Origin of the sequence: Photorhabdus heterorhabditis, assembly GCF_001280945.1 — a bacterium.
GTDB lineage: Bacteria > Pseudomonadota > Gammaproteobacteria > Enterobacterales > Enterobacteriaceae > Photorhabdus > Photorhabdus heterorhabditis.
The window spans coordinates 1-13,079 of the sequence record NZ_LJCS01000003.1; the positions used below are offsets into that span (position 1 = coordinate 1).

Sequence of the window (13,079 nt, forward strand, 5' to 3'; positions counted from 1 at the left end):
AATTTAAATTTATCAGATAAAACTATCTGTATATATGCACAATATGATAAGGAAATAATAAAATGAGAATTATATATATAAACCCTACCCAAACTTTTGAACTTTATGCGGCTGGAAATATAGTAATGCCGACGACTCATCACCCTAATTTTACTATAAAAAACAATGGACCAGCCCCCATTAGAGCCGTAAATTACTGGTCATCTCCATTCGGAGATTACAATCAATATACTTTTATTGAGATCCAACCCGGTGAAACTAAATCTTTACAAAGACTGCCTAACCCTGTTTATTTCTACAAAGTTGTCGTTATCAATCTTAGTGGCTATCAATATGCAGAAGCTGAAGTTACTGAGTTATACCCAAGTCCACATCCGGCACTTTAAGTTTCAATAATATATTTTTAACTACAGAAGGGAATTAACTGAAAAAGAAAAAAGTAGGATTGTTTACATGATAGATAATCATCTGAAATATTTAATTGTGATCAGTTAAATACATTCAATCAAACAAATCGCTGGCCTGAAAACCAGCGATTCAATTAACAATGAAAACTTAATTAACGAAACATCTCAAACAACGACATGCCTTTCATATCGACAAATGTCTTATACGATGCCTGAAGTACTGCTTGTTGTTGATAATAATTCGAGATCGCTGAATTCCATTCAACGTCAAGCAGTTGACTCAAACGATTTTTATTAGCCAGAGAGCGTTCTTCCCCCAAGCTATTTAACTCCTCTATTTCTCTTAGTTGTAAACCCAATACCGATTCCACAGAAGAGACATTATTCAACACATTGCGAGCACCACGGTTCGCCTTATTTAACAATTCCACTGCGTCATCATGAGTTTTTTGATCTGCCCCTTCAAGTGGCGTTCTCAATGACTGAATCGCTATGTCTATCGTTTTAAATATATCGGACTCACTGGGGCTGCCATCCGGCTCTTTTACCGAATTACTGGCAGACGAGAGAAATACCTGCTTCCCGGTATGTCCTATGATCATAGAGCGATTGCTATCAACTTTCTGAGTCATTTCCTCAAAGCCGCCTCGATAGCTAACTGGACCACTTTTACTCTCATCAAAAGGTTTTACATCCGTTTTATAACCGGCAAAAATATAGCGCCCATTACCATCAGTCGTGTTACCCAGATTCACCAGCTGTTTTTTCAATCCATCCAGCTGAATAGCCAGTGAGTTACGATCTTCATCACTTAATACTCCGTTTACTGTGGCTACCAGACTTTCATGAACATCCTGAACCTTAAGGACAACATTAGATACCACACTTAATTGCATAGAAATCGAGTTTTGGGCAAATGAGCGAGCGGTCATATACTGCTGGTTCTGAGATTCAGCCTGAGCAACCATAATCCCCTGAGAGGCAGCCATCGGATCATCAGATGGATTAATTACTCTCCGACCGCTAGATAGTTGTGCTCCCTGCTGCATCCATTTTGACTGAGCAGAAGTGATGCTAATCGTTTTCTGGTCATACAATACATTGGTACTTACGCGCACGATATTATTCCTTTTAAATATTTAACTATACCCGTTATCTTTCAAGTTGCCTCTTTGTTGGCTGCACTCACCCCGGTCACAGAGTTATCTATGCTCCCAGGGATTCGCTCCCTTGCCGTCGCGATGCATCTTGAAATCCATTGGGTATAAATACTTGGGACATCTGAATATTCTCAGGCTATTTTTACATTAAGTAGCACGTTTATTAGCGACGAAGATCCAAAATAGCATCAAACAGCTTTGTGGCAGTCTGAATAACTTGAGCATTAGCCAAATAATATTGCTGTAAACTTTGTAATGATATGTACTCTTCATCTATATTGACACCGGAAACCTCTTGCTGTTGGTTATAATACTGTTGAACAATACTATTCTGACTTTGTAAATCAATATTCGCCGTACTGGTCTGGCTACCAATAGTACTGACCATCGAAGCATAGGCACCCGAAAATGATGCTTTACCCTCTACTAATTTTTTGCTCTGCAATTCAATGAGTTTTTTGACATTGACGTTATCACTCAGCCCACTATCTTTAGTCCCCGCCGCCGCCAGTTGCGACGGATCTTTAATATTCACGGCCATGCCATCAATAACACCACTGACCGCTTTCAATGTGTATTGGTCATGCTCTTGGGCATTGGTCGGATTAATTTCAACTTTCAGTCCATCAAATTCCAGTGTATTTCCCGTTACTTTGGCAGAAATATCCGACTTACCAGTATCAGAAATACGCTGGATTTTCCAATTAGCCCCATCGTAGCTAATATGATAATCACAGGCTTTTACTGCTGAGGTATCTGTATATTCCACTTTAAAATCAGCTGAACCTTTATTTTTACCATTAGCAATAATATCCGGGTTGTTAAGCGTGAAGAAATTTTCACCGGGTTTACCTTCTAAATCAAAACCAGAACGGTGAACCTGATTAAATTGATCTGCCAATACCAATGCTAATTGGTTTAATTTATTACGGGCATTATCCAACCCTTCACTACGCGCCCGTAATGTGCCGCTTAATTTACCTTTATCAATGAATTTTTCATCAATTTCAACGACATCACCAAAACCACGATCATAGCCTAGTGTGATGCGGCTACTGTCCGCATTAGACGGAATCGCTTCTACTCTGTAGGCCGTTGTTCCCTGAACCAGCGTTAATCCACCCGCAAAAGAAATATTATAAGAGTCGCCATCCTGCTGAGTAACACTCACACCAACCAGTTCATTCAGTTCATTGACCAATCTATCACGCTGATCCAGTAATGCATTCGGTTCAGCACTACCACCGCCTCTCATACGGGTAATTTCACCATTGAGTTTGGAGATTTGCTGAGTATAGTCATTGATTTTACTAGCATAGTTAGCCATTTCCCGATTAATGTTATTTTCCGTTTTACGCAGGAAGGTATCCGCACTTTTCAACTGGTTTACCAGCCCCTTAGCTTTCCCAATGGTTGTCGTTCTGGCCGCATTATCTTCAGCATTACTGACGACATTAGTTAAACTGGTAAAGAAATCATCAATGGTGTATGAAAGGTTATTCGCGCTATCTTTCAGTAAATCATCAATTTGGTAAATTTGCTCGTAATAAGTGGTAAACTCCCCTTTTTTCGCCTGAGCCTCAGCAAGTTGATGATTAATGAATTCGTTATATTGACGGTTAATACTAGTAACAGTAGCACCATTTCCGACAAAACCAGCGGACGTCATTGCACCACCGTTTTGATTGATCACTGTTGATTGCCGGTTATAACCAGGAGATCGCATATTTGCGATATTATTACTCACGGTTCCCAAAGCAATCTGAGCAGCCTGAAGGCCACTCATCGCGGTATTAATAAGACTGTTGGACATCAGAAGATCCTTTTGCGTTTTATACCTGTTATCTTTCAAGTTGCCTCTTTGTTGGCTGCACTCACCCGGTCACAGAGTTATCTATACCCTTCATCTTTCAAGTTGCTGCTTTGTTGGCTGCTTTCACTTACCCCAGTCACATCGTTATCTATGCTCCTGGGAATGCGTTCACTTGCCGCCGCACTGCAAATTGAAATCTATTGGGTATAGGCTCCCGGGGATTCGCTCCCTTGCCGTCGCGATCCATCTTAAAATCTATTGGGTATAGTTATGTCTCCGCTGGTGGCGGCAAACAACCCTTCAGGTAAAATAGTGTCTGAGTTACTGTAATTTATCGGCTGAATTCAATAAAACTTGAGCAAAATATGGATCAGAACAGTTCACTCAAATCGTGGGTATAAGCTTTCACCGCCTGTTCTCCAACACCCTTTAACTGCTGAATAACAGATACCAGTTTTTTGGCATATCCGGGATCAGTAGCATAACCTGCCTGTTGCAGAGAATAAGCCCCCTGTTCCGGTGTAGCAGCGCTGGCAACCTTAGCGTAACGCGGACTTTCTGTAAGTAACTTGACGTAATCCGTAATCGCTTCCACGTAAGAACCATAAACCCGGAAGCTGTCTTTCATTTTCTGCGGCTCGCCATTGATATATTCGGTGGTCAGAATATTGGTCGCCGGCCCTTTCCAGTCTTTACTAGCCTTAATGCCAAATAGATTATGGCTTGGCTTGCCATCGGCAGTCAGAATCTCTCTTTGCCCCCAACCAGATTCCAGAGCAGCCTGAGCGATAATCAATAAATGGGGAATACCACTGCTCTGACTGGCTATCCTAGCAGGAACAGAAAGGGTAGAAACAAAGTTGGTACTGTTGAGCGATAACGGCTTAGTGACCGTCTCAGGTTTCGGTACCGTCCGGCGGATAAATTGCTCAAGCGCCTGCCTTGGCAAGGTTTGCAAAACTTCGTTATCCGCAGTCATGGGTATCTTACCCGCTATTTCGCTGGGGGCGGTTTTAGTGTTAGAAAGCTGTTTGAGTATCATATCGGCAAAACCTAGCCCCTTATGAGCCATATTCTGCGCGATTTGCTGATCGTATATCGAAGTATAGAGGTGTGTCTGTTCACTGTTCAACATGCCATCTTTAGGCAGAGCTGAACGCATACTTTTCAGCATCATCTGAACAAAAAGACCTTCCATTTGTTGGGCTACTTGCCGTAGCCCCTGTTGTGGATCTTTTGCCAGATTGGATCTCAAGGTGTTAACCGACTGTACATCATAAGCGGCACCAGACAAGGTTGAAAAATCATTCATCAAATGATCTCCAGCTTCGCTCGCAGACAACCCGCACTTTCCATTGCCTGTAAGATTGACATTAAATCATTCGGTGTTGCGCCCAGTGCATTCAGTGCCTGAACGACACTATTCAAACTCGCACTGGCGTTAACCTGCTGCAACGCGCCACCTTGTTCACGAACTGCGACGCCGGTGTTACGGGTGACCACCGTACTTCCGCCCGCTAATGGTGTATTAGGCTGATTAACAACGGTCTGACTCTCAACGGTCACAGAAAGATTCCCCTGAGCAATAGCGCAGCTATCTAGCATCACATTGCGGTTCATCACCACAGAGCCGGTGCGGGAGTTGATAATCACTTTGGCATCACCAACATCGACACGGACAGTCAGGTTCTGTACATGAGAAAGAAATTTAACCTGCTCACTTTTATCTCTCGGCATGCGCAATTGCACTGTACGAGCATCCAGCGGCGTTGCTGTCCCGGTTCCGCGCATACGGTTAATCGCATCACTGATTTGCTGTGCCAGTGAAAAATCTTCGTTATTTAATTGAAGATTAAGGGTGCCATTTTCACCAAACTGCGTGGGTAATTCACGTTCAATCACTGCCCCATTGCTAATTCGGCCCCCCGCAAGCTGATTAACTTTCACACTATTACCACCGGCACTGGCGCCTGCGCCACCGACCAGAATATTGCCCTGAGCCAAAGCATATATCTGATTATCAATACCTTTCAGTGGCGTCATCAGCAAAGTACCACCACGTAAACTTTTAGCATTTCCCAGAGAAGAGACCACCACATCAATATTCTGTCCGGCACGGCCAAACGGTGGTAGCTTCGCGGTAACCATAACGGCAGCCACGTTTTTCAACTGCATATTGGTTCCCGGAGGGACGGTAATCCCCAATTGGGATAACATGTTGCTTAAACTCTGAGTGGTAAATGGCGTTTGAGTCGTCTGGTCACCGGTTCCATCTAGCCCAACCACCAATCCATAACCAATCAACGCATTTTCCCGCACCCCCTGAACCGTGGTGAGATCACGGATACGTTCTGCTGATGCCGTCGTTGTCACCAGAGTCAGCAATACAAGAAGAAGGCTGGCAGCACATTGTTTTATCATAACCATCCCCTTTTAAAACGGTGCAATATTCAGGAAGAAACGCTGTAACCAACCCATGTTCTGCGCTTCATTGATATAGCCATTCCCCACATATTCAATGCGGGCATCAGCAACCTGATTGGAACTGACGGTGTTATTAGCATTAATTGTCCGTGGGTTAACGACACCGGAGAAACGGATAAACTCAGTTCCCTGATTGATAGCAATCTGCTTCTCACCGACCACATGTAAGTTACCGTTCGCCAATAACTGATCGACCGTCACAGTGATCGTCCCCCTGAACGTATTATTAGCATTAGCGCCGCCTTTCCCGCCAAAAGTATTCTCACCTTCCATCTCTAAATCGGTTTTATCCCCACCAATTAGCCCGCTAAGAAAACGAGGAGTCAGTGCTGCGGAAAATGTGTTTTTTCCATTACGGCTGGCATTAGCAGAAGAACTTTTGCTGGCGCTGACATTTTCCTGCAATGTAATCGTCAAAGTATCGCCAATATTTCGTGGTCGGCGATCTTCAAATAGCGGCTGATAACCATAATAAATAGGCTGTACTACTTGAAAAATAGCGCCATTAGGGACTGGCGTGGTTGTCGCAGAAGGTACTGCGGTGGTTGCTCCCTCAACTAGGGGTTTTTGTGGTATATACGCACAGCCCGTTAGTGACAATACTGCCAGTGCTATACTACAACGCCATTTATTCGCCAAATTTTTCCGTAAAGGGCGGAACTGACAAACGGCGCTGGTCTCGGCAACAGCCATTGTATCCATCTTCGATACTCTTAATTTATCCCTGAATAACGGGGAAACTGAATGTTCCCCCGCGGTTCTGATTGACGATTAGGTTATAACTGAGTCAGTTTTTGTAGCATCTGATCAGACGTCGACACCGCCTTACTGTTAACTTCATAAGCACGCTGAGTCTGAATCATATTGACCAATTCTTCAGCGATATTGACGTTAGATGTTTCTACATATTTATGCTGTAGCAACCCAGCGCCATTTATTCCTGGTGTATTTTCAATCGGTACGCCAGAGCTGCTAGTTTCTACATAAAGGTTTTCACCAATACTTTCTAACCCACTGTCATTGATAAAGGTTGTCAGGGTAAATTGACCCACTTGCTGAGGTGTCGATTGCCCCTGTATTTTCGCACTGACAACACCATCACGGCTAATGGTGATATCCGTCGCGTTATCAGGAATGGTAATGGTAGGAAATATCAAAAAACCGTTAGCGGTGGTCAACTGTCCATTTTGATCTTCCTGAAATGAACCGTCACGGGTGTAAGCACTGGTACCATCAGGTAACTGAACCTGAAAGAAACCCTTCCCTCTAATAGCAACATTACGACTGTTATTAGTTTCAGATAAGTTTCCCTGACTATGTATACGTTCTGTTGCTACCGGACGCACCCCAGTACCTATCTGTAAACCAGAAGGTAAACGGGTTTGTTCCGACGACATAGCTCCTGGTTGACGAATGGTCTGGTAAAGCAGATCTTCAAAGACGGCACGCTGGCGTTTAAAACCATTGGTGCTGACGTTTGCCAAGTTATTGGCAATCACATCCATGTTGGTTTGCTGGGCATCTAACCCAGTTTTAGCAATCCATAATGATCGGATCATCGGTTTTATCCTCTGTGTCTAAATCAACTTATTGATAACAGCTGATTAGCACGTTGTGCATTTTCATCTGAGCTATGGATGACTTTCATCTGCATTTCAAAACGACGGGCGTTGGCAATCATACTCACCATACTTTCCATCGGATTGACGTTACTTCCTTCAAGCGCACCAGGCATTAATTTCACCTCATCACTGGCAGGTAAGACATCACCCTGTAACGCTTGTGCCTGTTCAGTCATATGGAAGAGGCCATCATCACCACGGACAAGTTGATTGTTCTCTGGCTTCACCATTTTCAATTTGCCAAGTTGCCCCAGCAAAGTTGGCGGATCACCAGCAACCAAAGCAGAGATCGAGCCATCAGCCGCCAAGGTTAATTCAGCTTGTGGCGGAACATCGATCGGGCCGTTTTCACTCATCAGCAAGTTACCCTGAACAGTTAACTGACCATCCGCTGAAATTTGAATGCTACCGTTACGGGTATAAGCCTCGGAACCATCTTCAAGCTGAACCGTCAGATATCCTCCCTGCCCAATCGCCACATCCAGCGGACGCGCGGTATAGTTCATCGGCCCCTGACGATTGTCAGAACCCGGCGTTGAAGCCGCAACCAAAGTACGGGTGTTAAAGGCAGCCCCTTCAACAGGCACTGCCCGCAAAGCAGTCAGTTGTGCTTTAAAACCCGGCGTTGATACATTTGCCAGATTATTTGCCGTCACCGCTTGATGTTCCAGGGTCTGACGGGCGCCACCCATTGCGGTATAAATGACATGATCCATAATGCTATCCTGAAACTATCAGCGCATGCTGACCAGCGTTTGCAGGATCTGATCCTGCGTTTTGATGGTCTGCGCATTGGATTGATAGTTACGTTGAGCCACGATCATATTGACCAACTCTTTGCTCATATCAACGTTAGATGATTCCAGCGTCTTACTGAGCAATTCGCCAAAACCGCCTGATCCCGCAATACCGACAATCGGACTACCTGAAGCGCCAGTTTCTACCCATACGTTGTCACCCTGTGCTGCCAGTCCTTCCGGGTTAGCAAAGTTGGTTAGAACAATCTGGCCTAATACCTGGGATTGCTTATTGGAATAGTTGCCGATAACACGGCCATCTTTCTCAATACTGTAGCCAATGAATTCACCTGCGGCATAACCGTCTGGTTTGAGTACCGATATGCTATCAGCATCAATGCTCTGCTGTTTACTGCCATTAAAATCGATAGTGATATCAGCGGCATTAGAACCATTCAGAGAGGGAACATTAAATGTAAACTGATTATTGTCTCCAATGAGCGTGCCATTGCTATCAAATTTCAACGTTCCCAACGAAGCTGCTTTAGCGCCCTCAACCGCACTATCCTGAGCATGAACCTGCCATTCGTTATCGTTTGTTTTTACGAAGAAAACCCTGACATTATGCTGGTTACCTAGGCTATCAAAGGTGGTAATAGTGTTAGCATAGTTATAAGAATCATTATTTTCTGGTGAGAAAGTATCTGTCTTTTTGTTATGCATCGAATTAAGGTTCGTTGTCATCGTAACCTTAGTTGTCGCTTTAGCCGCCAGCATTCCCTTAGATATTGTGATCGGTTCTGGGTTAGCACCTTTCTGAATTTCTGGTGATCCCCCATTGATACTCACTGCCGGATAACCGGTCAACTTCATGCCTTGCATATTAATAATGTTGCGGTTCTCATCTAATTTAAACTCACCGTTACGGGAATAGCGGATTGTGCCATCACTGCCTTGCACCCGGAAAAAACCGTCCTTAGTGATCGCCATATCAAGTACTCGGGTAGTCGTCGTCGGCGTACCATCTTGAAAGTTCTGGTTAATACCCGACATTTGTACCCCCAGACCGACCTGAGAACCGGCAAAAATGTCAGAGAAAGCAGCTGTACTTGATTTAAAGCCATATGTCGCGGCGTTAGCGATATTATTACCGATAACATCCAAATTACCTGCTGCTGCATTCAAGCCACTAACTGCCTGTGAAAAAGCCATATTACTCTCCGTTAAAATGCTTGTTTGTTAAAGAATCTGACGTATCTGATCCATAGTGACGGCACCGTTCTTCCATCCTAAATCCAACCTGGCGCCGTCCGCGTCACGCGTAATACCCTTAACAGTCGCGGACCTGAGTGGCTGAGATACTCGCAGCTCACCTTTATCGCTAGCTTCAATGGTGATTGTATAAGCGCCAGCCTCAGCTTTAGCACCATCTTCTTTTATACCGTCCCAAGGGAAACTATGAACACCCGCTCCTAACGGACCGATATCAATTTGGCGTACAACTACGCCTTGCTTATCAGTAATGGTGACTTTCACACTATCTGCCGGTCTTTCCAGCTCAATACCAAATGATGTCGTACTGATGCCGCCATTTTGTTCGTTTGGACCAACCAGAATGGTATTCCCTGGGATCATAATGTCCCGTCCAATCAGAGCCGATGCCTGTAAAGACTGACTATTATTCATCTGACCAACAATAGACCCGACTGTGGTATTCAGCTTTTCGATCCCCTCTAGCATGTTGATCTGCGCTAAATGGGACGTTAGCTCATTGTTCTGCATCGGGTTAGTGGGGTCTTGGTTTTTTACTTGCGCGAGCAGCAATTGCATAAAATTGCTATTCAGCTCTTGACTGTTCTTCTTGTTTGTCTTGCTGCTCTGGGCTAACTCCCTGACCGTAGTGTTATCCTGAAATCCGTTTATTGAACTGGTAATTGCCATGAGTTGCTCCTGTTACTGACCTAACGTTAATGTTTTCAGCATTATCGATTTAGTCGTATTAAGCACTTCAACGTTAGCTTGATAACTACGGGAAGCCGAAATGGTGTTAATCATTTCTCCGACTACATCAACGTTTGGCATTCGTACATAACCCTTTTCATCGGCCAACGGGTGCCCCGGCTGATACTCAAGGCGGAAAGGGGTTGGATCATCAACAATTTCACTGACTCTGACACCACCCGTTTCTTGTCCCGCCGGTGCAGCAACACGAAAAACAACCTGTTTAGCCCGATATGGCTGACCATCAGGCCCCGAAACACTATCGGCATTCGCCATATTACTGGCACTGACATTTAACCTTTGGGATTGAGCGGATAATGCCGAACCGGCAATATCAAAAACACTGAGTAAAGACATGGCCTTTATCCTTGCTGTAAAACTGACATCATGCTTTTAACCTGAGAGCTGGTCGCCGTCAGCTCGGCCTGATATTTCAGGCTGTTATCCATAAAATTACTGCGTTCCATATCCATATCTACCGTGTTGCCATCCATTGCTGGTTGATAAGGCACGCGATACAGCAAATCCATCTCCATTCTCTTCTGAGGCTGAATGGGAATATGCCGATCGGATGTCAGCGTCAGCCCGATCCCGTTCCCGGTGACCCGACCGTGCGCAATGGTTTTTTTCAGTTGTGCGGCGAAATCAATATCCCGTGCCTGATAGCCAGGCGTATCCGCATTGGCGATATTAGCGGACAATATTTCCTGCCGCCGTGCTCGCAATGACAAGGCTTCCTGCTGAAAATGAAAGGCTGCATCTAATTTATCGAGCATATTCCTCCCTCTGATGTGACTTACCTGTGTTGTGAATCTTAATATCCCCTTCATCCTTCAAGTTGCTGCTTTGTTGGCTGCACTCACTCACCCCAGTCACATAGTTCTCTATGCTCCCGGGATTCGCTCCCTTGCCGTCGCGATCCATCTTGAAATCTTTGGGTATAGCGCCTTTCGCGATCGCGAAATTCGCAGTAAACAGAATAAACGCAGAAGGAAAAGCCTATCGGATGAATAGACGCTAATTGAATTGCTATTTATCCCATTAACTGACGTTCAATACAGATACACTGTGCGCCATTAAGCGATAGCAGATTTATTGACTTTATCGACAGAAATAATGAGAGCGAGAAGATGCAAGCTATAAAGATTATCGGGCTGTTCGCATTTTTCTTTATTATGCCGATGGCATGGGGCAATCCTTTACCTCAGGCTATAACGCATTATTTCCAACAGATACACCGGGGTAATCACCATAACGTTTCTGTTGAAATCAGAACGCCGGAACCGCAATGGCCTCAATGTGAATTGCCAGAAATTCAGCCACCGATTGGTGGTCAAAACTGGGGAAATATCTCTTTACCGGTCGTCTGTCATCAACAACGCAAATTTATTCAAGTCGCTGTCAGTGTCACAGGAAACTATCTGGTTACCCGTCGCGCCCTCTCACGTAATGATGTTTTATCTGAGAAAGATATTCAGGTCAGAAGCGGATTACTGGAAAAACTACCCCATGATCTGATTTTTAACAAAAATGAAATAAAAAACAGCGTTGCTGTGCGCAACATCCCGGTTGGGCAGGTTCTCACGCGCAACATGTTACGCCGCCCGTGGGCAGTGCGGTCAGGTCAAAACGTAGTGGTCATCGTACAAGGAGATGGCTTTCAGATACGGAACGAAGGGAAAGCTATTAATAATGCCGCTACTTCTGATAAAGTCAGAGTTCGAATGAATTCAGGGCACGTTATAACCGGCCAGGCATTAGAAAACGGCAGTGTAAAAATCATGTTATAAGTTACTAAAGTTTTCTTTTACTGTGCCGATATAACCAGCAGAGCACGATTTGCAGGTATGCCAATGGCATGTAACCTGCTCCGATCCATAGGTAAACCTATGCCTGGCCATAAAGGATAATAATTATGAGTATCGAACGCACTCAACCCTTATTAGCTATCGCCGCTGTTCAACAGCGACCGACTAATGAAAGCGCCCAAGGCACCCGCAAAACCTCCGGCGTTACTTTACAAAGCAGTGATGCACAAGTAAAACTGAGCGAAGCACAAACAAAACTGGTTCAACCAAGCAGCCAGGATATTAATATCCAAAAGGTGCAAAAGTTGAAAGAAGCTCTTGCTCAAGGAACCTTAAAAATGAACAGCGGTAAAATCGCAGATGCTCTGCTCAAAGAAGCCGCCGAGAATTTTCAGCATTATAAGAAATAGTTAAACTTGTTATGGAAGAACTGCAACAATTACTCGAACAGCAAGTGATTCATTTAACCTCGCTGACCCAAATAATGACGGAAGAGCAACGTATTCTGTGCGAGGGTTTTATTGAAGCACGAGATTTGCACCGGGTAACAGAACGAAAAAATTTCCTGTTGTCCGCGCTTAGCCATTCAGAACAACAGCGTCTTAATTTAGGCAAAACGCTAAACGTCATTGCACCTTATGATAAGCAACCTATACTTGCCACATTATGGCAGCAGATTGGCAAAGCAATTATCCGGGTTCGTGATTTAAACATGCATAACAGTTCATTGTTAACCCAGCATCTTGATTTAAATAGTAAAGCCATTGCTTTCCTAAAAAGTCATCATAGCCCCTCTCTTTACGGTTCAGACGGCCAAGCTGCCCGTCACAGCATGCTTTCCGGCCACAAAGTTCAGGTTTGATTCAGTGCATTACCGCCTATTGCGGTAGTGCCGTTTTTTATTGCTTTGATAGTATTTGTAAGCATCACCTTCCTGTTCAACCCAAACTTCGTAGCTACTCACGGAGTCCTCAAGCATGAATAATTCAAACGAAATATACGGTGAAATAGTTGTTGTAATCAGGGAAGAACGGATTAGCAAAAATC

15 protein-coding genes are annotated in these 13,079 nt (G+C 44.3%); 4 read left to right on the forward strand and 11 right to left on the reverse strand.

Going from position 1 to position 13,079, the window contains the following annotated elements; translation table 11 throughout:
- Positions 1-62: 62 nt before the first annotated feature.
- Complete coding sequence (locus tag AM629_RS01805) at positions 63-386, forward strand: hypothetical protein (RefSeq protein ID WP_054475611.1); 324 nt, start codon at positions 63-65, stop codon at positions 384-386.
- Positions 387-559: 173 nt separating this feature from the next.
- On the opposite strand, the gene flgL is transcribed toward AM629_RS01805, so the two are convergent.
- The 11 genes from flgL to flgB all read right to left on the reverse strand — a co-directional run bounded on the left by flgL (position 560) and on the right by flgB (position 11,000).
- Entirely contained in the window at positions 560-1,525 is a 966-nt protein-coding gene (flgL, locus tag AM629_RS01810) for a flagellar hook-associated protein FlgL (RefSeq protein ID WP_054475613.1), read from the reverse strand.
- Between the two features lie 205 nt (positions 1,526-1,730).
- Complete coding sequence (gene flgK, locus AM629_RS01815) at positions 1,731-3,380, reverse strand: flagellar hook-associated protein FlgK (RefSeq protein ID WP_054475615.1); 1,650 nt, start codon at positions 3,378-3,380, stop codon at positions 1,731-1,733.
- 370 nt (positions 3,381-3,750) lie between these two features.
- Positions 3,751-4,692: a flagellar assembly peptidoglycan hydrolase FlgJ gene (gene flgJ / locus AM629_RS01820; protein WP_054475616.1), complete on the reverse strand. Its 942-nt coding sequence runs from the start codon at positions 4,690-4,692 to the stop codon at positions 3,751-3,753.
- On the reverse strand, positions 4,692-5,801 hold the full coding sequence (locus tag AM629_RS01825; RefSeq protein WP_054475618.1) for a flagellar basal body P-ring protein FlgI: 1,110 nt from the start codon (positions 5,799-5,801) through the stop codon (positions 4,692-4,694). The genes flgJ and AM629_RS01825 overlap by 1 nt, the downstream gene beginning before the upstream one ends.
- Positions 5,802-5,813: 12 nt before the next feature.
- Complete coding sequence (locus AM629_RS01830) at positions 5,814-6,566, reverse strand: flagellar basal body L-ring protein FlgH (protein WP_054475620.1); 753 nt, start codon at positions 6,564-6,566, stop codon at positions 5,814-5,816.
- Between the two features lie 74 nt (positions 6,567-6,640).
- Positions 6,641-7,423: a flagellar basal-body rod protein FlgG gene (gene flgG / locus AM629_RS01835; protein ID WP_054475621.1), complete on the reverse strand. Its 783-nt coding sequence runs from the start codon at positions 7,421-7,423 to the stop codon at positions 6,641-6,643.
- Positions 7,424-7,446: 23 nt separating this feature from the next.
- Entirely contained in the window at positions 7,447-8,202 is a 756-nt protein-coding gene (locus AM629_RS01840; protein ID WP_054475624.1) for a flagellar basal body rod protein FlgF, read from the reverse strand.
- Positions 8,203-8,220: 18 nt separating this feature from the next.
- Positions 8,221-9,435: a flagellar hook protein FlgE gene (gene flgE, locus AM629_RS01845; RefSeq protein WP_054475626.1), complete on the reverse strand. Its 1,215-nt coding sequence runs from the start codon at positions 9,433-9,435 to the stop codon at positions 8,221-8,223.
- Positions 9,436-9,462: 27 nt separating this feature from the next.
- Positions 9,463-10,164: a flagellar hook assembly protein FlgD gene (flgD, locus tag AM629_RS01850; protein ID WP_054475628.1), complete on the reverse strand. Its 702-nt coding sequence runs from the start codon at positions 10,162-10,164 to the stop codon at positions 9,463-9,465.
- 12 nt (positions 10,165-10,176) lie between these two features.
- Positions 10,177-10,581 (reverse strand): flagellar basal body rod protein FlgC, encoded by a 405-nt coding sequence (gene flgC, locus AM629_RS01855; protein ID WP_036849009.1) that lies wholly within the window; start codon positions 10,579-10,581, stop codon positions 10,177-10,179.
- 5 nt (positions 10,582-10,586) lie between these two features.
- Complete coding sequence (flgB, locus tag AM629_RS01860; protein ID WP_054475630.1) at positions 10,587-11,000, reverse strand: flagellar basal body rod protein FlgB; 414 nt, start codon at positions 10,998-11,000, stop codon at positions 10,587-10,589.
- 354 nt (positions 11,001-11,354) lie between these two features.
- Between flgB and flgA the strand changes: the two genes are divergently transcribed.
- The 3 genes from flgA to AM629_RS01875 all read left to right on the forward strand — a co-directional run bounded on the left by flgA (position 11,355) and on the right by AM629_RS01875 (position 12,894).
- Positions 11,355-12,014: a flagellar basal body P-ring formation chaperone FlgA gene (gene flgA, locus AM629_RS01865; RefSeq protein WP_054475632.1), complete on the forward strand. Its 660-nt coding sequence runs from the start codon at positions 11,355-11,357 to the stop codon at positions 12,012-12,014.
- A 125-nt stretch (positions 12,015-12,139) separates the two neighbouring features.
- Entirely contained in the window at positions 12,140-12,442 is a 303-nt protein-coding gene (gene flgM / locus AM629_RS01870; RefSeq protein WP_054475634.1) for a flagellar biosynthesis anti-sigma factor FlgM, read from the forward strand.
- 11 nt (positions 12,443-12,453) lie between these two features.
- Positions 12,454-12,894: a flagella synthesis protein FlgN gene (locus AM629_RS01875; RefSeq protein ID WP_054475636.1), complete on the forward strand. Its 441-nt coding sequence runs from the start codon at positions 12,454-12,456 to the stop codon at positions 12,892-12,894.
- The last annotated feature ends 185 nt before the right edge of the window (positions 12,895-13,079 follow it).

Bases quoted from the DNA above. Each gene is read 5' to 3' on its own strand.
- flgB (WP_054475630.1), bottom strand. From the start codon at position 11,000: ATGCTCGATAAATTAGATGCAGCCTTTCATTTTCAGCAGGAAGCCTTG.
- flgJ (WP_054475616.1), bottom strand. From the start codon at position 4,692: ATGAATGATTTTTCAACCTTGTCTGGTGCCGCTTATGATGTACAGTCG.
- flgC (WP_036849009.1), bottom strand. From the start codon at position 10,581: ATGTCTTTACTCAGTGTTTTTGATATTGCCGGTTCGGCATTATCCGCT.
- flgM (WP_054475634.1), top strand. From the start codon at position 12,140: ATGAGTATCGAACGCACTCAACCCTTATTAGCTATCGCCGCTGTTCAA.
- flgA (WP_054475632.1), top strand. From the start codon at position 11,355: ATGCAAGCTATAAAGATTATCGGGCTGTTCGCATTTTTCTTTATTATG.
- AM629_RS01825 (WP_054475618.1), bottom strand. From the start codon at position 5,801: ATGATAAAACAATGTGCTGCCAGCCTTCTTCTTGTATTGCTGACTCTG.
- flgE (WP_054475626.1), bottom strand. From the start codon at position 9,435: ATGGCTTTTTCACAGGCAGTTAGTGGCTTGAATGCAGCAGCAGGTAAT.
- AM629_RS01830 (WP_054475620.1), bottom strand. From the start codon at position 6,566: ATGGATACAATGGCTGTTGCCGAGACCAGCGCCGTTTGTCAGTTCCGC.
- flgK (WP_054475615.1), bottom strand. From the start codon at position 3,380: ATGTCCAACAGTCTTATTAATACCGCGATGAGTGGCCTTCAGGCTGCT.
- AM629_RS01805 (WP_054475611.1), top strand. From the start codon at position 63: ATGAGAATTATATATATAAACCCTACCCAAACTTTTGAACTTTATGCG.
- AM629_RS01840 (WP_054475624.1), bottom strand. From the start codon at position 8,202: ATGGATCATGTCATTTATACCGCAATGGGTGGCGCCCGTCAGACCCTG.
- AM629_RS01875 (WP_054475636.1), top strand. From the start codon at position 12,454: ATGGAAGAACTGCAACAATTACTCGAACAGCAAGTGATTCATTTAACC.
- flgG (WP_054475621.1), bottom strand. From the start codon at position 7,423: ATGATCCGATCATTATGGATTGCTAAAACTGGGTTAGATGCCCAGCAA.
- flgD (WP_054475628.1), bottom strand. From the start codon at position 10,164: ATGGCAATTACCAGTTCAATAAACGGATTTCAGGATAACACTACGGTC.